This is a genomic window from Streptomyces sp. NBC_00009, from assembly GCF_045040855.1.
Classification (GTDB): domain Bacteria; phylum Actinomycetota; class Actinomycetes; order Streptomycetales; family Streptomycetaceae; genus Streptomyces; species Streptomyces aureus.
In genome coordinates, this window is sequence record NZ_CP108312.1 from 5191165 (window position 1) to 5211719 (window position 20555).

General features: G+C 73.3%; 16 protein-coding genes. 1 reads left to right on the forward strand and 15 read right to left on the reverse strand.

Going from position 1 to position 20555, the window contains the following annotated elements:
- Complete coding sequence (locus tag OHA58_RS23420) at positions 1 to 3360, reverse strand: FtsX-like permease family protein (RefSeq protein WP_405481139.1); 3360 nt, start codon at positions 3358 to 3360, stop codon at positions 1 to 3.
- A gap of 126 nt (positions 3361 to 3486) precedes the next feature.
- Positions 3487 to 3891, reverse strand: a complete 405-nt coding sequence (locus tag OHA58_RS23425) for a globin (RefSeq protein ID WP_405481140.1) — start codon at positions 3889 to 3891, stop codon at positions 3487 to 3489.
- Positions 3892 to 4117: 226 nt separating this feature from the next.
- On the opposite strand from OHA58_RS23425, the gene OHA58_RS23430 reads away from it, so the two are divergent.
- A complete protein-coding gene (locus tag OHA58_RS23430; RefSeq protein ID WP_405481142.1) occupies positions 4118 to 5104 on the forward strand; it encodes a methyltransferase domain-containing protein in 987 nt (328 codons plus the stop codon).
- A gap of 3 nt (positions 5105 to 5107) precedes the next feature.
- On the opposite strand, the gene OHA58_RS23435 is transcribed toward OHA58_RS23430, so the two are convergent.
- From OHA58_RS23435 to OHA58_RS23495, 13 genes are all read right to left on the reverse strand, one after another.
- Entirely contained in the window at positions 5108 to 6364 is a 1257-nt protein-coding gene (locus tag OHA58_RS23435; RefSeq protein ID WP_405481143.1) for an FHA domain-containing protein, read from the reverse strand.
- A 35-nt stretch (positions 6365 to 6399) separates the two neighbouring features.
- Positions 6400 to 7752 carry a vWA domain-containing protein gene (locus tag OHA58_RS23440; protein ID WP_405481144.1) on the reverse strand — a complete coding sequence of 451 codons (1353 nt, stop codon included), beginning with the start codon at positions 7750 to 7752 and terminating at the stop codon, positions 6400 to 6402.
- A gap of 80 nt (positions 7753 to 7832) precedes the next feature.
- On the reverse strand, positions 7833 to 9152 hold the full coding sequence (locus OHA58_RS23445) for a PP2C family serine/threonine-protein phosphatase (protein ID WP_405485129.1): 1320 nt from the start codon (positions 9150 to 9152) through the stop codon (positions 7833 to 7835).
- Positions 9153 to 9165: 13 nt separating this feature from the next.
- Positions 9166 to 11742 carry a tetratricopeptide repeat protein gene (locus OHA58_RS23450; RefSeq protein ID WP_405481146.1) on the reverse strand — a complete coding sequence of 859 codons (2577 nt, stop codon included), beginning with the start codon at positions 11740 to 11742 and terminating at the stop codon, positions 9166 to 9168.
- On the reverse strand, positions 11739 to 13055 hold the full coding sequence (locus OHA58_RS23455) for a hypothetical protein (protein ID WP_405481147.1): 1317 nt from the start codon (positions 13053 to 13055) through the stop codon (positions 11739 to 11741). The genes OHA58_RS23450 and OHA58_RS23455 overlap by 4 nt, the downstream gene beginning before the upstream one ends.
- Before the next feature lie 83 nt (positions 13056 to 13138).
- On the reverse strand, positions 13139 to 14143 hold the full coding sequence (locus tag OHA58_RS23460; RefSeq protein ID WP_405481148.1) for a glutamate ABC transporter substrate-binding protein: 1005 nt from the start codon (positions 14141 to 14143) through the stop codon (positions 13139 to 13141).
- Positions 14144 to 14160: 17 nt separating this feature from the next.
- Entirely contained in the window at positions 14161 to 15603 is a 1443-nt protein-coding gene (locus OHA58_RS23465; protein ID WP_405481149.1) for a hypothetical protein, read from the reverse strand.
- 235 nt (positions 15604 to 15838) lie between these two features.
- Entirely contained in the window at positions 15839 to 16324 is a 486-nt protein-coding gene (locus tag OHA58_RS23470) for a hypothetical protein (RefSeq protein ID WP_405481151.1), read from the reverse strand.
- Positions 16321 to 16833, reverse strand: coding sequence for an RNA polymerase sigma factor (locus tag OHA58_RS23475; protein ID WP_405481152.1), 513 nt, complete (start codon positions 16831 to 16833; stop codon positions 16321 to 16323). The genes OHA58_RS23470 and OHA58_RS23475 overlap by 4 nt, the downstream gene beginning before the upstream one ends.
- On the reverse strand, positions 16823 to 17287 hold the full coding sequence (locus OHA58_RS23480) for a DUF3995 domain-containing protein (RefSeq protein ID WP_405481154.1): 465 nt from the start codon (positions 17285 to 17287) through the stop codon (positions 16823 to 16825). The genes OHA58_RS23475 and OHA58_RS23480 overlap by 11 nt, the downstream gene beginning before the upstream one ends.
- A gap of 111 nt (positions 17288 to 17398) precedes the next feature.
- A complete protein-coding gene (locus OHA58_RS23485) occupies positions 17399 to 18373 on the reverse strand; it encodes an N-acetylglucosamine kinase (RefSeq protein ID WP_405481156.1) in 975 nt (324 codons plus the stop codon).
- The gene (locus OHA58_RS23490; protein WP_405481157.1) at positions 18364 to 19629 is read right to left on the reverse strand and encodes a 6-phospho-beta-glucosidase; all 1266 of its coding nucleotides are present in this window, start codon (positions 19627 to 19629) and stop codon (positions 18364 to 18366) included. Before OHA58_RS23490 ends, OHA58_RS23485 begins: the two co-directional genes overlap by 10 nt.
- Positions 19630 to 19637: 8 nt before the next feature.
- The gene (locus OHA58_RS23495; RefSeq protein WP_405481158.1) at positions 19638 to 20555 is read right to left on the reverse strand and encodes a carbohydrate ABC transporter permease; all 918 of its coding nucleotides are present in this window, start codon (positions 20553 to 20555) and stop codon (positions 19638 to 19640) included.

Below are 20555 nucleotides of genomic sequence, written 5' to 3' on the forward strand. Positions count from 1 at the left end.
TCACTCACTCCCCTGGCGGCGCAGTGTGATGGCGGCGTCCGGCGGCCGGCGCAGGGCGATGCCCGCGGTGATCAGGACGGGCGTCACCGCGACGCCCGCGAGGAGCAACAGGACCTGCCCCCACGGCAGTTCGACCAGAACCCGGGGCATCGGCTGGGCGGCCTGCCCGGTCAGGACGACGAGCGGCACGACGGCTCTCGTGAGGAACGACCCCAGGGCCAGCCCCACCAGGAGGGCGAGCGCGACCAGGATGCCCTGCTCGGCGGCGACGAGGCGGGCGAGCTGGCGCCGGGGCGCGCCGAGCGCCCGCAGGATCGCGAACTCGTCGCCGCGCTCGCGCATAGAGCCCGCCGTGTTCACGGCGAACCCGACCGCGGCGAGGAGTGCGGCGGCGACGGCGGCCGCGGCGAGCGCCGACTGCGGTCCCGCGCCGAGCGGGTCGTCGCGCAGCGACTCGGCGATCTCGGACCGCACGACGACCTGCGCCGGGTCGGCGTCGGGGCGGGCGCGCAGCGCGGCGGCGGCCTCGGCACTGCGGCCGGGCTCGGTGCTCAGCCACCACTCGTCGGGCAGGACGGTCTCCTTGTGCCGGTCGGCGAGCGCCCGGTTCAGGGTGGGCAGATCGAGCAGCAGGGCGCCCCCGTCGGCGGACTTGGGGCCGGTGGCCGTCCCGGTCGTGGTGTCGGCCCCGGCCTCGGGTCCCGTGGTCGGCAGGGCGCGCACGCTCGCGGAGATCCGCACTTTGACGGGCGAGCCGTTGACGGGCACGGCGACGGTGGACCCGACCTTCGCGCCGGAGGAGCTCAGGAAGCGGTCGGTGGCCACGGCGGTGACCTCCTTGACCGCGGGGCGCTTCGCGGTGAGCCGGACGCTCATGCTGGGCGGCACTCCGAACGGGATGGTCAGCGGATTGAGCTGCCCGGTGTCGAACCCGACGGACACGTGGCCGCCCGACGGACGCTCGACCACGGGGGCGCCGGGCCGGGTGTCACCGGTGCCTTCCCCGCCACCCCGCACGGACGCCCGCCACTGGGTGCCCAGCTTCAGCGACTGCTGCGCCCCTTCCGCGTTCACGGACCGCAGCCCCTCGAACGTCAGGCGGTGCTTCACCGTCTCGGTGACGGACTGGTTGATGTCGAGGGCCAGGCCGGTCAGGGTCAGCGGGGTCGCGGGCCGGTCGAGGGAAGAGGAGCCGCCCCCGCCGAGGTCCATCGCGAGCCGGTGCGCGCGCCCGTCGGCGGGCAGGTCGTCCAGGAACACCTGGTACGGGATTCCGTAGCGGTCCTCGACGAGCGCGGTGACGGTGCCCCGCACATCGGACGGCGAGGCGTCGTGCGGACGGGCGGGCGTGCTCAGGCGCAGCGTGAGGGAGGCGCCGGCCGCGTCCGCGGGCAGCACGACGCCGGGCGAGCGGCGGTCGCCGCCGGTGCGCAGCGACGACAGCAGCCGCGACGGGGACTTCGCCGACATGTCGTCCCGCAGCATCAAGTGGTCCGTGGCGTGCGCCGTGTCGAGGGCGAGGAGCGTCGCCTCGCGGCTTCCGGTCAGGGGAATCGTCGCGCGGAGGGCGGGAGCCGCGTCTCGTACGCCCGGAGCCGCCGCGTAGACCCCGGCCTGGCCGAGCCCGCCGCCCGGCGCGAGGACACGGACGGAGGCGCCCGCCCGGAAGTCCGCCTGGTCCTCCTGCGAGCGGTTCCAGGACGCGCCCTGCCCGATCGCCAACATGCCCATGGCGACGGCGAGTACGAGGAGCAGGACGGGGCCCGCGCCGCGCAGCGGGCGGCGGCTGAGCTGCCAGCCCGCGAGCGCCGACGGCAGCCCGCGCCCGCCGGCCGCGCGCCGCTCCGCGAGCTTCGCGGCGGGCGGCAGCAGCCGCAGCGTCAGGACCGTACCGGCGAGCAGGGCCAGAGCGGGGGCCGTGACGAGGAGCGGGTCGATGCCGAGGGTGCCCGAGGCGTTGCTGCTGAGCGTGCCCGAACCGGACGTCTGCCGGTCCAGCTGCCAGTACGCCACGGCCGCGATGACCAGGAGCCCGACATCGGCGCCCGCCCGCAGCGGGGCGGGCAGGGCCCTGGCCCGGCCGCGCCCGGGACCGGCGGCGCTCAGCGAGGGCACCGTCACGGCGAGCGCGCAGCCCACCGCGACCGCCACGGCGACGAGCCACACCCCGCGGTCGGCGCTCACGTCGAGCCGCAGCCCGATCCGCGACAGGGCACCCCAGGAGGACAGCAGCCGGGTCAGCGGGCCCGCGAGGAGCGGCGCGCACACGGCCGCGGGCAGTGCGAGCAGCAGCGCCTCGATGGCAGCGAGCGAGGTCACCCGGGCCCGCGAACCGCCGCGCGCCCGCAGCATCCACGTCTCGCCCGCCCGGTCCGTGCTCAGCAGCCGGGCGACCAGCAGCAGCGTGTACGTGGCGAGCAGGACGAGCTGGAGCGCGACGATGAGGAGGGTGGAGCGGGAGACGAGCAGGGCGCGCTCCGCCCGGTCGAGGGTCTCCGGCAGCGAGGTGGTCACCCCGGTCGTGCCCGCGAGCGCCTTCTCGTGCAGGAGCGCCCTGGTGCCTTCGCGGGCGCTGGTGCGCAGCGTGTCGATGTCCGACGTCGTCACCGACGAGAAGTCCGCGGACGCCAGCCAGGCCGACTTCCCGACGGAGACCCGGCCGGCCGCGAGGTCGGAGGGGGCGGCGAGCAGCGGCCCGTACGTCGTGAAGGAGATCTTCTGGACGCCGCGACCGCCCAGGTCGTCGAGCTTCCAATAGGGGGCGGTCGGCCGGACGGGCCGGTACACGCCGGTGAGCACGACCGACACCGTGGGGCCGCCGATGCGGTCCTTCAGGGTGAGCTTGTCGCCGGGGCGCAGCTTCAGCTGCCGGGCTGCGGTCTCGGGGAGCGCCGCCTCGACGGGCGCCTTCGATCCCTGTGATGCCTCGGATCCTTGTGCCGGCTTGGGGCCGCGGCCCTTCGTGATGCGGACCTCGCCGCGCTCCAGCGCCGCGAACTGCGTCAGGTAGGGGTTCCCGGAGCGGGCGGCGGGCGGCTGGAGGGAGCGCGGCAGCGCGTACGGGCCCGACCTCATCAGCGTCTGCACCCGCACCGGCAGACCGTCGAAGGTGTTCCGCGCCCCGGACCGGACCGCCGCGTCCGCCGCCTCGCGGCCCTCGGCCGGCACATCGGCCTTGACCGTCAGCGCCGTGGTCGCGGCGTCGCGGGTGCGCAGGCTGTTGCGCAGGGCGGCGTCACCGATCGCGCCCGAGAAGGCGCTGAGCATCGCGAGGACCGACGTCGTCAGCAGGACCGCGAGAAGCGCAGCCGTCAGGAGCAACCGGTGCGCGCGCACCCGAAGGAGAACAAATCCTGACACCCCTGCCCCCGTACCCGCTCTACGCCGTACATCCCCCGAAAGTCTGTCCGGATGCTTTCAGAGCGAACGGAGTTGGGGAAGGGGTCTGAACCGGATAACGGGGGCGGCGCGTCGGATAACGGCGTCTCAGCCCTCCGTGTTCACCATCGAAGCCGCCGCGTACGTCAGGTAGTTCCAGAGCGTGTGCTCGTGCTCCTCGGACAGGCCGAGCCCGTCGACCGCGGTCCGCATGTGCCGCAGCCACGCGTCGTGGGCCGCCCGGTCCACGGCGAACGGCGCGTGCCGCATCCGCAGGCGGGGGTGGCCCCGGTTGTCGCTGTAGGTGCGGGGACCGCCCCAGTACTGCATCAGGAACAGCGTGAGGCGCTCCTCGGCCGGACCCAGATCCTCCTCCGGGTACATCGGCCGCAGCAGCGGGTCCTGGGCGACCCCCTCGTAGAAGCGGTGGACCAGGCGCCGGAAGGTCTCCTCGCCGCCGACCTGCTCGTAGAAGGTCTGCTCCTGAAGCGTGCCGCGCGGAATCTCGGTCACGTCGGTGGGCCTCACAACTCTCACTCGGGTCACCCCGATGCCTTTCCGGCCGGGGGTCCGGGGGTCGTCCCCCGGGAAATGCAGCACGTGTCCATCGTCTCAGACGACCGGGACGAGGACTTGAGGCCTAGGGCCTCTCGTTTGGATCACGTGGATCACGCCGGGCCCCCGACTACACCCCGGACGGGGGCTCGCTCTTACGCCCCCGGCACAGCACAGTGGACGCATGGGCGCACAGGGCACGGACCCGGATGCGGGAGCCGACGCGGCACGGGCCGCGCTCGTGCGGGAGATCGCCGTGAGCGGGGCCTTCGACGGCGACCCGGCCTGGCGCGAGGTGTTCGAGCAGGTCCCGCGCCATGTGTTCGTGCCCTACTACTACCTTCCGGCGCCGACCGGCTACCGGCGGCTGTGGCGCGAGGACCCCGACCCAAGGGAGCGGGAGCGCTGGCTGCGCGGCGCCTACGCCGACGAGCCGCTCGCCACCCGGGTGCGCGATGGTGAGCTGGTGTCGTCCAGCAGCCAGCCGTCCCTGATGGCACGGATGCTCGTCGAGCTGGACGTACGCGAGGGGCACCGCGTCCTGGAGATCGGCGCGGGCACCGGATACAACGCCGCGCTGCTCGCCCGACGCGTCGGCGACGAGAACGTCACCACCGTCGACCTGGACCCGGAGATCACCGAGTCCGCGCGCCGGCACCTCGCCACGGCGGGCTTCCGGCCCCATGTCGTCACGGGCGACGGCGCGGCCGGCTGCCCCGAGCACGCCCCGTACGACCGGATCATCGCGACCTGCGCGCTACGGGCCGTACCCAGTGCCTGGCCCGCGCAGTGCCGGCCCGGTGCGCGCATCCTGGCGCCCCTCGCGACCGGCCTGATCCTGCTCACGGTGCGCGAGGCCGGCGACGCCGAGGGCCGCTTCCTGCACACGCCCGCCTACTTCGTGCCCCTGCGCGGCGGGACGCAGGGCGAGGAACCGGTGCAGCACATCGGCGGGCTGCCCCGCAGGGTGCTCGCCGACGACCTCTTCCGGTTTCTGCTCTCGCTGACCGCGGGCCGGCTCGACCCGCACGAGGCCCTCGCCCTGTGGGAGCGGGAGGGACGGCCCGTGCGGGAACGGTTCGGCATCACGGTCAGCGGCGAGCACGAGTGGGCCTGGCTGGACGACCCCGAAGGGCCGTACGCCTGGTCACTGCGCCCCGACCGGATGTAGGGGCTAGCCCCGGTGGATCGTGATCGTCGTCCAGGCGCCCACGTGCACCCGGTCGCCGTCCTGGAGCGGCACGGGGACGAAGGGCTGGATGGGCTCGTCGCCGCCGTTGACCGTGGTGCCGTTCGTCGAGTTCTGGTCGACGACCGCCCACGATCCGTCCGGCTGCTGCACCAGCACGGCGTGCTGATGCGAGACGCCCGGGTCCTCCGGCGGCACCGACAGATCGATGTCGGGGGTGTCGCCCGTGGAGTGGCGGCGACGGCCGATCGTCATCTGGTTCCCGATGAGCCGGCGCTGCTGCTCGGGCGAGTACGCGGGCAGGTTCAGGCCCGAGGCCTCGGGCCCGCTGCGGTGCATCATCGCCATGAAGTACTCGCGGTCCGGGCCGATCGTCGCGCTCCAGGACACCGGCTGCTGCTGCTGGAAACCCTGGGGCGCCTGCGGGGCCTGGGTCTGCTGCGGCGGCGGGAAGCCCTGCGGGCCGCCCGGCGCCTCGGTCGCACCGGGACCCGGAGCCTGCTGCGCCGGGGCCGACGGGGGCGAAAGCACCCAGTCGTCACCGCCGCCGAAGGACGGACCCGAGGGGCCCGGCGGAGGCGGCGGCGGACCCTGCGGGCGGCCGGTCTCCTGCGGGAACGCGGGCGGGGCGGGCGGACCCGGCTGCTGGAATGCCTGCGGGGCCGCCGGCGGACCTGGCTGCTGGAACGCCTGCGGGGCGCCACCCGTGCGGGGGCCCGGCGGGGGCGGCGGGGCCTGCGCCGGGTCGCCGCCGAACGGCGGGATCGGCTCGGCGGGCCGGTTCATCTGCGAGGGCCGCGAGCCCTGGTACTCGAACGAGTCACCGGGACCGGGCGGCGGCTGCTGGAAGCGGAGCGCCGGATTCGGGCCGACGGGGCCCTGGCCGGGGCCGGGGCCGGGAGCCGACGGGTTCGGCGCGGCCGGGGTGTACGACGTGGCCGTGTTCGTCAGGAAGTTCCACCGGCACTCCTCGCAGAACGGCGCGCCGCCCTCACGGGGCGTGCGGCACTGCGGGCACAGCTCGGGGCCGGCGCCGGGCGGCGGCGGGGCGGGCTGCCCCGCGTTCCCCGGCGGCGGGTAGCCGTAGCCGGGAGGCGGGGTCTGGCCACCCCGGGGGGAGCCGTAACCGGCGGCCGGGGGCGGCGGCGGAGGGGGCGGGGGTACGGCACCGGCCATGCGGTGACCGCAGACCTCGCACCAGTCGTCGGAACCCGACTGGTGTCCGTTCGGGCAGGTCGGCATGTCGGCGCTTCCCCCTCCGTTACTTCGCTACGTCATCACTTCTTGACACGGACAGTCTTCGTGGACCGGGTCTCGAGGGTCATTTCGTCCGCCTCGGCGACCTTGGCCTTCAATCGAACAGTACCTTCCGCGGCGTCGACCACGTCCACCACCTTCGAGAGCAGTTTGGCCGTATCCGCGTTCCCGGAGGCCGCGGCGAGCTGCACTGCGCGTCCCAGCTTGGCCGTTGCCCCATCCGCATCGCCCGCTTTGCGGGCATCCAGACCCTGTTGGATGACCTGTGCCAGTTCCGCCTGACCCGTGTAGTGCGCGACCTGCGGATTGATCGACGTGGACGCCGTCATGTCGTCCGTCCACACGGCCCGTACGAGTCCCTGCGCGAGGTTCTGCGCGCTGCCGTCGGTGCCCGGGATCACCAGCGAGACGCGGCCGGCCAGCATCTCCTGGCCGAGCTCGGCGTTCGGGACCTGTACGCACACGTGGTAGTCGCGGGACTCGTCGCCCCACGAACCCGTCGGGTAGTCGCCCGAGCGGGGCCCCGCCTCGACGCGACGGTCCGTCAACTCCTCGACGGTGGGCGCCACTTGCTTCACGAACTTGATCTCGGCGCCGAGCGGTGTCCACAGCCGCAGCGCGACGTCCGCGACCTCCTTGCCCATCGCCGTCTCCATCATCCGCGTGAAGTCGGCGGCCAGGCCGGCCGGGTCCGCGACGATGTCGGCGGTGCCGAGCATGGCCGAGGCGATCCCCGTGACCTCCTTGACCTCCCAGTCCGTCCCCACGCCACGCGCGTCACATGTGAAGCGGCCCGCGCACGCGTCGAGCGCGGCCTTCAGGTCCTCGGGCGACTCGTGCTCGTTGCGCCCGTCGGTCAGCAGGATGCCGTGACGCACCGAGGACGCGGGGACGTCGGCGGCCCAGAGCAGCCGGTCGGCGAGGCGCAGCCAGGTGCCGATCGCCGTGCCGCCGCCCGCGGACAGCTTCCGCAACGCCTGCTTGGCCTGGTCACGGGTCTGCGCGTCGGCGACCGCGAGCCGGCCACCGCCCGGGAAGACCTCCTTCGCCACATGCGTCCCGCCGATCACGGCGAAGTGCACACCGTCGCGCAGGGTGTCGATCGCGGCGGCCGTGGCGTCACGGGCGTTGCGCATCTTCGTCGGCGGGTAGTCCATCGAGCCCGAGCAGTCGACCATCAGCGCGACCGCCGCGTCGGCCCCCCGGCCCGCGGCGTAGAACTGCGGAGCGGCCACCGCGCCGCCGACCGTGCCGCCGCCCGTCGACGTCACGGTCACGATCGCGTTGACCTCGCGGCCGCCCTCCGGCAGGAACTCGTTCTGATAGACGTCGACCGAGAACTGCGGAACGCTCGACTTCGAGAACTTGGCCATGGTTGTTGGTCCCCCCTACACCTTCGTGCACCTACGTGGAACTTCCCCGACGACCCGGCGACTTCCCCGCGCCGCCCGGTCTACGCCGATCCTGCCCCCGCGGGCGGTACGGGGAACGGCAGCACCGCCACTGTTACGTTGTCGTGGCCGCCGCCGTCGAGCGCGTGGCCCACGAGGACCTGGGCGCTGTGCAGCGGCCGGCGCGCCGCGTCGGCCGGGATGACCCTGGCCATCTCCTCCGCGGCCTCCGCGTAGTTCCACAGTCCGTCCGTGCACACCACGACCACGCCGGGGCGGTCCGGCTTGAACGAGGCCGTGTGCGGCTCCAGTTCGTACGCATCAGCGCCGAGCCAGCCCGTGATGGCGTGCGCGCGCTCGTCCGCGTACGCCTCCGCCTCGTTCATCAGGCCCGCGGCGACCATCTGCGCCGCCCACGAGTCGTCCTCGGTGAGGCGGGCCGCGGGGGCCGTGCGGTCGTCGGGCACCCAGTAGGCGCGCGAGTCGCCGACCCAGCCGACGATCAGCAGGTCCTTGGCGACGATCGCGCCGACCAGCGTGCACGCGGGCGCGTTCTGGTGCGGGGCGTGCTCGCGGGCCGAACCGGGCTCCTGCGCCAGGACGTTGACCGCCTCGGCCGCCACGACGATCGCGTCGTGCATGGCCTGCTGCGGATGCGTGCCGCGCGGCAGGGACTCCAGCAGCGCCTCGCTCGCGGCGCGCGACGCGGCCAGGGACGCCTCGTCGGGGCGGGTCGCCGAGGAGACGCCGTCGCAGACGATCGAGACGACGGACGGCGTCCCGTCGGGCAGCGCGGCCGACGCGATCGCGAACGCGTCCTCGTTGCGGTGGTGGCGCAGCCCCCGGTCGCTGACCGCGGCGACGGCGCCCAGCTCCTGCTCCATGTGATCGCGCTCGCGCGGCTGTGCGTGCCCGCAGTTCTCGCAGTAGCCGTCCCGGTCGACGTGCCCGGCCCGGCACGCCACGCAGAGCTTCGTGCCCGCGGGCGGGGTCGCGAGCACCTCGGGCGGCGCCGTACGCGGATCGGGCGAGGGCAGCGTGTAGTCGCCGGCGCCGGTGGACTCACCGGCCTGCTCGGGAACCCCGTCGAAGCGGACGGCCGACGGCAGTTCGGAGCCGCCCGAGTCGGTGCCCGGCAGGTCGGTGGGCAGATGCACGGGCGCCGGGGTGTCGGAGCTGTCGAGCTCGGGGGCGGACGGCCAGTCCACGGCGTGCGTCTGTGCCGGCGCCGCGCCGTCCGTGCTCAGGGTGACCGTCGGCAGGTCGTCCGGCGGGGCCGGCACCGCCGACAGGTCGTACCCGCACGCGCCGCAGAAGCGGTCACCCGACTCGAGGGGCTCCTCGCAGCTGGGGCACGTCGACATGGCCGTCGGCCGAGGCATCTGCGACATCAACTCACACCCACGTCCGTGGACGGTAACGGTTCGCCCGCTCCACCAGTTCGATCCTCTCCTCGCCAACCTGAGCGAGCCTGGCCAGTGTCCGGTACGAGCGCTCGAGGCCGAGTCGCAGCCCCCGCTCGTCCAGGTCGTTCCCCAGCACCAGGGTCCTCACGGGTCCCTGGCGCGGAGCGGAACCTTGACTACCGGAGAGTACCCAGTCGAGCGCGGTGCCAAGGACCTCGGTCGACAACTGCTCCCGGCGCACCGCGTCGAGGCCGAACCCGTCCAGCGCCTCGACCTGGCCCGCCGCGGCCGTCAGGTCGTCGAGCAGCGGCCCGTGCGCGACGGCCGCCTCCGCCATCCGCTGCCGCAGCCTGGACCGCACCGCGGCGACCCGGGCCGCCGTGTAGTGGATCGACGACTCCGGTACGGACTCCAGGGTGTGTACGGCACCGTGCCGGTCGGCCGCGGCGAGCTGCACCCGGGCCAGGCCGAACGCGGCGCTCACATAGCTGGGGTCGGTGGCCCAGACGAGGCGGTAGTACTCCGCGGCGTTGTCCAGCTGGCCGAGCACCTCCGCGCACACACCGAGCGCGAGCTTCGGGGCGGGCTCGCCCGGGAACGCGTCGTAGACCGCGTCGAACGACAGGGCCGCGTTCGTGTGGTCGCCGGTCGCGAGCGCCGCGACCCCGCGGTACCAGACGACCCGCCAGTCGTCCGGGTGCTGTGCTTCCAGCTCCGTCAACGCCTGGGCAGCGGAGACCAGTTCGCCCATTTCGAGGCGGGCCCGCAGCTCGCGCAGGCGCAGCTCCACGGAGGCGGCGGGCGCGGCGCGCAGCGCGGTGATGAGCTCGCCCGGCGCCGACGCCATGAGTCCCGCGAGGAACCCGGCGTTCGGGTCGCCGGGGTCGACCCTCGGCACGGGGAGCGCGAGCGCGGTGGCAGCGGCGTTGAGAGGCTTCACCAGCGAGCCGGGGGAGGCGGGGGAGGCGGGAGTGCCCGGGGCGCCCGGGAGCGCGGTGGGCACGCCGGTCGGCGGGAGCGCGGCTGCGGCCTGCTGTGCGCCCCGCCCCTTCCGCCGCACCGGCTCCGCCCGGACCCCGAGCCGCGACACCTCGCCCGTCAGCTGCGCGAACAACTCCGTGTCCGTGACCTTGACTTCGGACCCGAACAGCGTCGACAGGGCCGGGCGCGGACGGCCCGTCTGGAGGGCCACCACCTCGCGCAGGACGCCGGTCAGCTGCTCCGCCATCTCCTGCGCGGACGCGAACCGGCGGGCCGGGTCGGGGTCGGTGGCGCGTACGAGGAGCCGGTAGAACGACTCGTACGTGCGGAAGACCTCGATGCTGTCGGGGTCGGGCAGGGAGTCCGCGAAGACGTTCGTGTAGCCCTGGAAGTCGAAGGTCAGGACGGCCAGCGTGCGCGCCACCGTGTACAGGTCGGAGGCGACGGAGGGGCCGACGTCCGCGACCTCGGGCGCCTGGTAGCCCACGGTCCCGTAGATCGCCGACTCGTCGTCGTCCATCCTGCGGACCGCGCCCATGTCGATGAGCTTGAGCTGGTCCTCCGTCTGGATCGCGTTGTCGACCTTGAAGTCGCAGTACAGGAGGTTGCGGCTGTGCAGGTGCCCGAGCGCCTCCAACGCCTCGATCCCGTACGCGCAGGCCTGCTCGACCGGCAGCGGGTCGCGCTTGCCGGCCGGCGTGCGGCGCCCGTTGGCGATCTCCTTCAGGGACTTGCCGCCGACGTACTCCATGACGATGTAGCCGTCCATGGAGCCGGTGCGCTGGTCGAGATGCTCGACGAAGTTGTAGATGCGCACGATGTTCGCGTGCTCGATCTCGGCGAGGAAGCGCCGCTCCGAGATCGCCGCCGCCATGGCGTCCTGGTCACCCGTGTCGAGGAGGCCCTTGAGGACGACCCAGCGGTCGGAGACCGCGCGGTCCACGGCGAGATAGACCCAGCCGAGCCCGCCGTGCGCGAGACAGCCCACCACCTCGTACTGGCCGTGCACGATGTCGCCCGTGCGCAGCTTCGGCACGAACGAGTACGGGTGGCCGCACTTCGTGCAGAACCCCTCCGTGCGGCCCGGGCGTTCGCCGCGCGCGCGGCCCACCGGCGCCCCGCAGTCCGAGCGCGAGCAGAATCGCTTCCGCTCGGGGACCTCGGGGTTCTCCTGAATCATCGCCCGCGGGTCGGGCCGCGGCACGTCCGGCACCTGGACCAGGCCGACGCCGAGGCGCCCGCGCCCCGAAGACGCGGCCGAGGCGCCCGAACTGCGCACCGACACCGATCGCGACGTCGACTGCCCCGACAGGGAGCGCGACAGACGGCCCGAGACCGAACGGCGCGACTGCGAAGAACGCGACGAGGAACGCGAGCTGGCCCGCGAGGACCGCGAACTGCTGCGCGCACTGGAACTGTTGGAGCCACGGCCGCCGACCGTGATGCCCGTCGGCGGCGACGCCACCATGCCCGTCGGCGAGACCACCGGGGCCAGACCGCAGGTGTCGCAGTACAGCTCCCCGCCGCCCACGTCCTCGTACGACCCCGCGCACCCGGGACGCTGGCACTGCCGCTGCTCGCTCATGATTCCCCCCTCCGGTCGGCGGGACCGCCCTGATCGGGCACCCGCGGGACCAATACGTCGGCGGCCGCCCGCTGGTACCGCAGGACCGCGTCCTCGGCCGCCCGCAGATCGCACGGCGCGCTCCACAGCATCCGCCGGGCCGCGTCGTAACGCTCCACGAGCAGCGGGTCCTCGGCGAACCCGAGCCGCGCCACCTTCGCCTTGTACGCGTCGAGGCGGCCGCGCAGCTCGGCGCGGACCGCCAAAGGCTGCGTGACCTCCGTCAACGACTCGCGCGCCCGCAGGAGTTCGTCCTCGGCCTTCGTCTCCAGGGACTCCAGAAGCGGTGAGAGCCGGTGCCACTGGGCGGATCTGCGGTACTCGGCCGCCGTCGCCAGCTGCTCCTGGAGCGCCGTCGGCGGACCGCTGACCGCGGGCACCTCGAACGCGGCGATCTTGGCGAGGACCTCGCCGCGCGCGGACCGCGCCTCGGCGAGCGTGCGGTCGGCGCGCGAGAGGACGTCCCGCAGCCTGCCGAGCCGGACCTCCGCGTCCTGCCGCACGGTCAGCACCGCGTCGATCTCCCGGCGCACCTCCTCCAGCGCCTGCGCCTCGCGGTCGTACGCCGTCGTGTCGGGCCGGCCACCGCCGGGCGCCGAACTGCCGCTCCCGGAGCGCCAGTACGCCAGCGGATCGGACACGACGTCCTCCCGCAGCCGCGTCAGCGCGTGCGTGATCCGCTCCAGGTCGTCGCCCGAGGGGTGCTCACCCGGGCGTACGCCGACGGAGTGCGCGAGCTGACGCGTGCGGCCCAGCTCGGCGGCGAGGAGGTCTATGCGGGCGGGCAGCGCCGACCAGACGGCGTCGGCGGCGACCACCATGTCCAGCGAGCTCGCGTACAGGTCGTTCATCCGCTCGACCAGGTCGGCGAGCGTGAACCGGTCGCTGAGCCGGGCGGGGCCGGTGAGTGACGCGGGCGTGGAGGGGCCGCTGCCGGCGACGGTCACGCTCTCGCCGCGCAGCAGCTCGGTCAGCTCGACGAGGTCCTCACGGCTCGACCAGCGGCGCCGCACCCGTATCTCACGGGCGGAGCGCAGCGCGGCCGTGTACGCGTCGAAGTACGTCCACAGCAGTGTGATCGCCTGGTCCGCGGCCGCCCAGCGCTCCTGAGTGGTGCCGGTCAGCCGCGCGCCTTCGAGGAGTCTGCGGCCCGCGTGGTCCTGGAGGGCGAACAGCGACGTCTCGATCGCCTCGTGCTCCGCGCCGAGCCGCGCCAGCGCACGGTCCACCTCGTCCCGGTCCATCACCGGACCGGGGGGTCCCGTGACGCCCATCGATCACCTCTCCGTTCACATCGCTGCCGCCGACTGCCGTCGGCCGCCGCTGTGCAGTTGCCGCAAGTAGCGCCCGGCCGGGGCTACTTGTACTTCGGTGCGGGCGGCCCCGAGGCCGCGCCCAGACCGTCCTTGAGCCACGTGTCGTACGAGTCCTGCCAGCCGCCGTCCTTGCGGAAGTCCTCCAGGACCTGGTTGACCCGGCGTACCAGGTCGTCCGTGCCCCGCTTCATCGCCACGCCGTAGAACTCCTTGGTGAACGGCGTGCCCTTGAGCTCGACCGTCGGGTCCTGCGCGGCCTGGCCCGCGGCGAGCGCGCTGTCCGTCACCACGGCGTCCACCTCGCCGAGCTGCAGCCTGACGAGGCAGTCCAGCTGGTTCGGCACCGTCGTGGAGATGTCGGCGCCGGCGGCGAGTGTGCCCGCCTTCCGGTCCGCGTCGAGGCGGTCGAAGGCGGTCGAGCCGGCCGCCGTGCAGATCCGCTTGCCCGCGAGCGACTTGTCGTACCCCGTGATCGAGGAGGTCTTGGGCGCCAGGACCTGCTGCCCGGTCTGGAAGTACGCCGTCGAGAAGGCGACGTCCTTGAGCCGCTCGCAGCTGATCGTCATTGTGCGGACGACCATGTCGACGTTCCCGTGCTGGATCGCCGGGATGCGCTGGTTGGTCGGGATCGCGCGGAACCGGATCAGGTCGCGGTCGCCGAGGATCTTCTGAGCGATCTCGTGCGCCAGGTCGATGTCGAAGCCCTCGAGCTCGCTGGACTTCTTGTTCGGGTCGCGGTAGCCCCAGTGGTAGCTGTTCTGGTCGACGCCGACGATGAGGTAGCCGCGCTTCTTGATGGCCTTGACCGCCGCACCCGACTCGTCGCCGGACGGATTCAGGCTGCGCTCCGGATCGGTGCAGTTGTCGGCCCTGGCCTGCACACCCGTGGCCAGACCGGGGCCGCCGACGCCCGTGCTTCCGTCGCCGACGGCGCCCCGGGTCAGGGGGAGCAGCAGCGCGAGGACCGCGGTCAGGGCACAGGCGACCGCCATGGCCGCCACACCGCCCCAGCCGCGCAGGCTGATCCGCGTACGTCGTGCGCTCATGGCTGTCCCGCCCCCTCTCACCGGTACTCCGAAAGCCGGCGCCCGATGCCGAGCACGGCGCCCGCCGCGCCCAGCACGGAGAGTACGGCGGCGCCCACCGGGATCCCCGTCATCGCGCCGCGCCCGTCGGTGGCCGCCTGCTTGAACTCCGCCTGCTCGTGCGTCAGGGCGGACTGCAGTTCCTTGTCGACGTTGTCGAAGCACTCGCGGGTCGGCTTGTCCTGCGCGGAGCCGATCACCTTGTCGAGCGCCCCCTGGTAGTTGCCCGCGTCGTCCTGCTCACGGGCGTCCTTGTGGCGGTCCTGCCACACCCGCATGTTGTCACCCGCGGCCTGCACGGGCCGCTTGCCCGTGCTGTCGTCGGCGAGCCTCGCCGCGTCCCCGAGCTTCGTGGCGAGCGTCTTCATCTGGTTCTGGTAGTCCACGTCGAAGGCGTCCTTGGCCACGCCGTTCACCTCGACGGTCTCGGCGCCGCGGCTGACCAGCGTCAGATTCTCGTTGCCCCGCGCCTTGAGGGAGGCGATGCGCGCGTCGTGCAGCACGTTCAGCGAGCGGACCCCGTGGTCGTACGACTCGTCGAGACCCGCGCGGGCGACGCTGTGGCCGACGACGAGCCAGAGGAGGACGACTGCGGACGCGGCCGTCGCGGCGACCAGGCCGTGGTTGAGCACGCGGTTCGTCCGGCGGTAGTTGCGCCGCTGGGCCCAGGCGAGTGCGCCGAGCGCGACGACGCCCAGGCCGATCGCGGCCCAGGGGTAGGGCGTGGCGCTGTCGTAGTCCGAGCGGAGCCGCTCGTTCTCCTTCTTGTACAGGTCCTCGGCCGCGGGGAGCATCTGCTTCTGCATCGTCTCGTTCGCGTACCGCAGGTAGGCGCCGCCCAGCGGGAAGCCCTGCCGGTTGTTCGCCCGGGCGCGTTCGATGAGGCCCTTGTACTGCGGGAGCAGCTTGTTGAGCTTCGAAATGGCCGCCGTGGAGGGGGAGTCGGGGTCCGAGTTCGCCGCCGCCGTCACCAGCTTGGCCGCGGCCGTCCTGATGTCCTTCTCGTACCGGTCCCGCGTCTCGGCCGGCTCCTGGCCGCCCGCCAGGAAGCCGCTGGACGCCGCCGTGTTGGCGTCGGCGAGCGAGCGGTAGATGTCCGCCGCGTCGGCGCTCAGGGGCTGGCTGCTGTGCAGGACGTCGTCCGCGGCGGCCGAGCGGTCGGTCATCTGCCAGGCCGTGACCGCGCCGAACGCGACGACGAGCAGCGCGAGCACCGCGCCGATGATGCGCAGGCGCCCCGGCTCCGTCGTCGCCGCGGCGCGCACCCGGTCGACGCCCTCCGCCCACGCGGTGCTGCGCGCGGGCGCGGCGGGCTCCGGGCCCTGCGCGTGCGGCGGCCGCACCTGCGGCGGCACGGACGGCATCGTGGGCGCGCCGACCGTCCCCGGCGGCGCCGCGCTGCCGTTCGGCGGGTTGTTCACTCGACCTCCCCCATGGTCATCGGTCCGTCACTTCCGTCCGGCGTGCGGGGAGCGCGGGCGAAGGTGCACGGCCGCAAGTATTGCCGCAGGGACTGACATCCGCACAGCCATTGACTGGATCTTGTTCGTATTGCCGTGCGAACACCGCACTTCGAGCGCCCCCGCGCACGCCGTCGTGCGGCCCCTGCCCCTGAACACGTGAGGCGAATCCGATCGGTTCCCTCCACGCGCCCCGTCACAGCAGGACGGTGAGCCGCTCCAGGCTACGGCGGCCCTCACGGCGCACGCCCAGCGGCAGCAGCGCGGCCCGCCCCGGCACCCGCACCCCGCCGGTGAACGCGACGCGGGTCCCGTCCCCGTCGGGCGCCGCCGCCACACCGAGCAGCAGGAACCGGCTCTGCAGCCAGCACCAGCCCGGCCGGTGCACCCCGCGCAGGCGGGCCCGCATCCCGTACTTGCTGACGGCCAGCGCCTCCACGCGCTCCCCGTCCCGGCGCAGCACGCGCAGCCCCCGCATATCGGGCGTGATCCGGCCGAACTCGCCCTCCAGATCGCCCAGAAGGGCGCACACGCGAGCGTACGGGGCGTCGACGTATCCCTCGGTGACGTGGGCGCCGCTGATGCCGGACGCGAGCGCGCGCAGCCTGCGTACGGGGTCGAGCTCCGCCCGGGGCCACTGCGGCAGCCGAGGGGAGTGTGGCGGCTGAGGGGGCTGTGTCATGAGGTCCACGCCTTCCGGAAGGTGTCACGGGCCCGGGACAGCCGGGACTTGACGGTGCCCACGCGCACGCCGAGGAGCTCGGCGGCGGCGCGCTCGTCGAGACCCTCCACATCGCGCAGGACGAGCACCGCGCGGTGCTCGGGGGAGAGCCGGTCCAGTACGTCCCTGATGTCGGCGGCGAGTTGGGGGTCACCGCGCGCGGGCAGGGTGCTCAGGTCGGCGGGCACGGCCCGCGCCGAGCGGCGCGCGAGGCGCACGGCCTCGCGCACGGCGATGGCGCGGACCCAGCCGCGCACGGCGGCCGGGTCCTTGAGCGAGCGCAGCGAGCGGAACACGGCGACCAGCGCCTCCTGAGCCGCGTCCGCCCCCTGGTCGAGTGCGATGGGACCGCAGATGCGCCCTACGTAGGGCGCGAGTTCGTCGAGGAGCCGCGCCATGGCGAGGGTGTCGCCGCGCTGGGCGGCCCGCACGAGACGCACGGTCCCGGCCCTGTCGTCGTCATCGGACACGTACGGCATCTTCCCTGCGCGCCACGGGCTCCGGCCGGGCGACCCTGACGGCGGCCACCGCGAGCCCCGCGCACAGCGGCGTGTACGCGCCCAGGTTGAGCCAGTAGAACGCCGTGCCGGGGTCCTTGGTGAAGAGCCAGTAGACCCCCGCGAGACCGCGCAGCGAAAGCCCGGCGGCGACGGCCCACGTGCCGAGGCGCAGCAGGGCGTGCGGGCGGTCGAGGCGCGCGCGGGCCACGACGACGCCGCTCGCCGTGAACAGGGCGGTGGCGAGCGGCAGCAGGACGGGCGGCGTGAAGGGCACGTCCGCGCCCAGGACGGCGTACGACAGGCTTCGCACGTCGTGCGCGGGCCAGGTCGACCCGGTGGACCAGCAGAGGTGCAGCACGGCGTCGCAGCTCAGTACGGAGGCGATGAGCGTGGCGGCGCGGCGGGCGGTGCGGTCGGTGGGCATGGGGCGTCCTCCGGAGGGTGCGATGAGTGACCGACACCCTCCAGAGGACGCGTCCCGGCGAAACGTTCCCCGTGACTTTTCCGGCGGCCGGGACCGTGGGCCGGGCCCCGTTCAGCCCCTGAAGTGCGCCCGCACGCGCGCGTGCACGTCCTCGTCCGCCCCCACGGCGTCGAGGCCGAGCAGTGCCGCACCCAGGACGGGCCGGGCGGTGACCACGCGCGGTACCGCCTTCGGGGCGCGCGCGGTGAGCATCTCCCGTATCCGGTCGTCGAGTTGGGGATGGCGCGCGGCGAGCACCGAGCCGCCCAGGAGCACGGGGGTCTCCTCGTCGAGCAGGCCGAGCCGGTCCAGGGCCACCACGGACATGGCCACGACCTCGTCGCCCATGCGGTCGATCAGGGCGCGGGCCACCGGGTCGCCGTCCGCTGCCGTCGCGAAGAGCACCGGCGTCAGCTCGTGCCGTCGCTCCATCGGGATGCGGCCCAGGTGCAGCGCCTCGATCAGCGCGTACATGGAGGGCAGCCCGAAGTGCGCGGGCAGGGAGCGCATCAGGGCGGTCGCATCGCCACGGCCGTCCTCGGCGCGCGCCGCGTACCAGAGGGCCTCCTCGGCGAGGCCGCCGCCACCGCCCCAGTCGCCGGAGATCTTGCCGATCGCGGGGAAGCGGGCGGTGCGCCCGTCGGGCAGCATTCCGGCGCAGTTGATGCCGGCGCCGCACACGACAGCGACGCCGCGCGGCTCGGAGTCCTGGAGGAGCCCGGCGCGCAGGACGGCGAAGGTGTCGTTGCGTACGTCGACGGAGGCGGCCCAGCCGCGAGCGCGCAGCTCTGCCGCCAACTCCCGTTCCTCGACGGGGAGATCGGCGTTGGCGAGACACGCGGAGACGTGTCCCACCGTGTTCGTGCCCGCCTCGGCGAGCGCACGGTCGACGGCCTCGGCGAGCATGTCGACGGCGGCCTCGACGCCCACCTTGGGCGGCTGGAACCCGCCGCCGCGGGCCGCGCCGACGACGGTGCCGTCGGCCGCGACCACCGCGACGTCGGTCTTGCTGTTCCCTGCATCGATGGCAAGGACGTTCATGCCCACGCGAGGTGCTCCCGGTTGTGCGCGATCAGCTCGTCCGTGAGCTGCTCGGCGTACTCGATCTGGCCCACCAGCGGGTGCGCGAGCAGCGCCTTGAAGACGCGGTCGCGGCCGCCGCGCAGAGCGGCTTCGAGTGCCAGGTCCTCGTAAGCGGTGACGTTCGCGATGAGGCCCGCGTACATCGGGTCGAGCGCCGGCACGGCCAGCGGCGTCGCGCCCTTGCCGTCGACCGCCGCCTGTACCTCGATCACGGCGTCGTCGGGCAGGAACGGCAGCGTGCCGTTGTTGTAGGTGTTGACGACCTGGTACGGGGAGCCACCGCCCCCAAGGAGCGACGCCGCCAGGTCGACGGCCGCCTCGCTGTAGAAGGCGCCGCCCCGCCTGGCGAGCAGCTCCGGCTTCTCGTCGAGCGCCGGGTCGCCGTACATCTCCAGCAACTCCCGTTCCATCGCGGCCACTTGAGAGGCGCGCGACGGCTTCGTGCGCATCTCCCGCACGACCGCGTCGTGCTGGTAGTAGTAGCGCAGGTAGTAGGAGGGCACGACCCCGAGGCGGTCCACGATCACGCGCGGCATGTGCAGGTCCTCGGCGATGGCGTCGCCGTGCTCGCCGATCAGGCGCGGCAGCACGTTCTCGCCGTCCGGGCCGCCGAGACGGACACCCAGCTCCCATGTGAGGTGGTTGAGGCCGACGTGGTCGAGGTGGACCTGCGACGGCGTCACGTCGAGCAGCCGCGCGAACTTCCGCTGGAAGCCGATCGCGACGTTGCACAGACCGACGGCCTTGTGCCCGGCCTGGAGCAGCGCGCGGGTCACGATGCCGACCGGGTTGGTGAAGTCGATGATCCAGGCGTTCGGGTTCGCACGGCGCACCCGCTCGGCGATGTCGAGGACCACCGGCACCGTGCGGAGCGCCTTCGCGAGACCGCCCGCACCGGTCGTCTCCTGGCCGACGCAGCCGCACTCCAGCGGCCAGGTCTCGTCCTGGTTGCGGGCGGCCTGACCGCCGACGCGCAGCTGGAGCAGGACCGCGTCGGCGTCGGCGACACCGGCGTCCACATCGCTCGTCGTACGGATGACGCCGGGGTGCCCCTGCTTGGCGAAGATCCGCCGGGCGAGCCCGCCGACCAGTTCCAGGCGGTCGGCCGCCGGGTCGACGAGCACGAGCTCCTCGATCGGCAGGGTGTCCCTCAGTCGCGCGAATCCGTCGATGAGTTCGGGTGTGTAGGTCGAGCCTCCGCCGACCACAGCGAGCTTCATATCGGTTCTCAGCCCTTTACTCCGGTGAGGGTGACGCCTTCGACGAAGGCCTTCTGTGCGAAGAAGAAGACGATGCAGACCGGCGCCATCACGAGGAGTGTCGCGGCCATCGTCAGGTTCCAGTTGACGCTGTGTGCGGACTTGAAGGATTCGAGGCCGTACGACAGCGTCCAGGACGCCGGGTTCTGGGCCGCGTAGATCTGCGGCCCGAAGTAGTCGTTCCAGCAGTAGAAGAACTGGAACAGCGCGATAGCGGCGATGCCGGGCTTGGCCATCGGCACGATGATCTTCAGCAGGGTCCGCAGCTCACCGCAGCCGTCGACCTTCGCCGACTCGATGTACTCCTTCGGGATCGTCAGGAGGAACTGACGGAGCAGGAAGATCGAGTACGCGTCGCCGAACGCCATCGGGATGATCAGCGGCCACAGCGTGCCCGACAGATGGAACTGCTGGGCCCACACCAGGTACATCGGGATCACGATGACCTGCGGGGGCAGCATCATCGTCGAGATGACGAGGATCATCGCCGTCCGGCGGCCGCGGAAGCGGAACTTGGCGAGTGCGTACGCGACGGGGATCGCCGAGCACACGGTGAACAGCGTCCCGAGGCCCGCATAGAGCAGGGAGTTCTTCCACCAGTCGAGGAAGCCGTCGGTCTCGAAGACGGCCTTGTAGTTCTCCCAGTGCCAGGAGTCCGGCCACAGGTCGCCGCTCATCGCCTGGCTGTCGCTCATCACGGACGTCAGGAAGACGAACACGAACGGCAGGATGAACAGCAGCGCGACGGCGATCGCGACGCAGTGCACGGCGATCCAGTGCAGGACGCGCTTGCGGCGGGCGCGTGCGGCGGCGGGGCCGCGCTGACGCGAGGCGCCGGCGGGAGCAGCGGTCGGGGTGGGGGTGGGGCTGAGTGTCGTAGACGTCAT

Excerpts from the sequence above, each read along its gene's own strand:
- OHA58_RS23450 (WP_405481146.1), bottom strand. The coding sequence starts at position 11,742 with ATGAGCGAGCAGCGGCAGTGCCAGCGTCCCGGGTGCGCGGGGTCGTAC.
- OHA58_RS23460 (WP_405481148.1), bottom strand. The coding sequence starts at position 14,143 with ATGAGCGCACGACGTACGCGGATCAGCCTGCGCGGCTGGGGCGGTGTG.
- OHA58_RS23440 (WP_405481144.1), bottom strand. The coding sequence starts at position 7,752 with ATGGCCAAGTTCTCGAAGTCGAGCGTTCCGCAGTTCTCGGTCGACGTC.
- OHA58_RS23490 (WP_405481157.1), bottom strand. The coding sequence starts at position 19,629 with ATGAAGCTCGCTGTGGTCGGCGGAGGCTCGACCTACACACCCGAACTC.
- OHA58_RS23455 (WP_405481147.1), bottom strand. The coding sequence starts at position 13,055 with ATGGGCGTCACGGGACCCCCCGGTCCGGTGATGGACCGGGACGAGGTG.
- OHA58_RS23480 (WP_405481154.1), bottom strand. The coding sequence starts at position 17,287 with ATGCCCACCGACCGCACCGCCCGCCGCGCCGCCACGCTCATCGCCTCC.
- OHA58_RS23435 (WP_405481143.1), bottom strand. The coding sequence starts at position 6,364 with ATGCCGACCTGCCCGAACGGACACCAGTCGGGTTCCGACGACTGGTGC.
- OHA58_RS23495 (WP_405481158.1), bottom strand. The coding sequence starts at position 20,555 with ATGACGTCTACGACACTCAGCCCCACCCCCACCCCGACCGCTGCTCCC.
- OHA58_RS23445 (WP_405485129.1), bottom strand. The coding sequence starts at position 9,152 with ATGCCTCGGCCGACGGCCATGTCGACGTGCCCCAGCTGCGAGGAGCCC.
- OHA58_RS23470 (WP_405481151.1), bottom strand. The coding sequence starts at position 16,324 with ATGACACAGCCCCCTCAGCCGCCACACTCCCCTCGGCTGCCGCAGTGG.
- OHA58_RS23430 (WP_405481142.1), top strand. The coding sequence starts at position 4,118 with ATGGGCGCACAGGGCACGGACCCGGATGCGGGAGCCGACGCGGCACGG.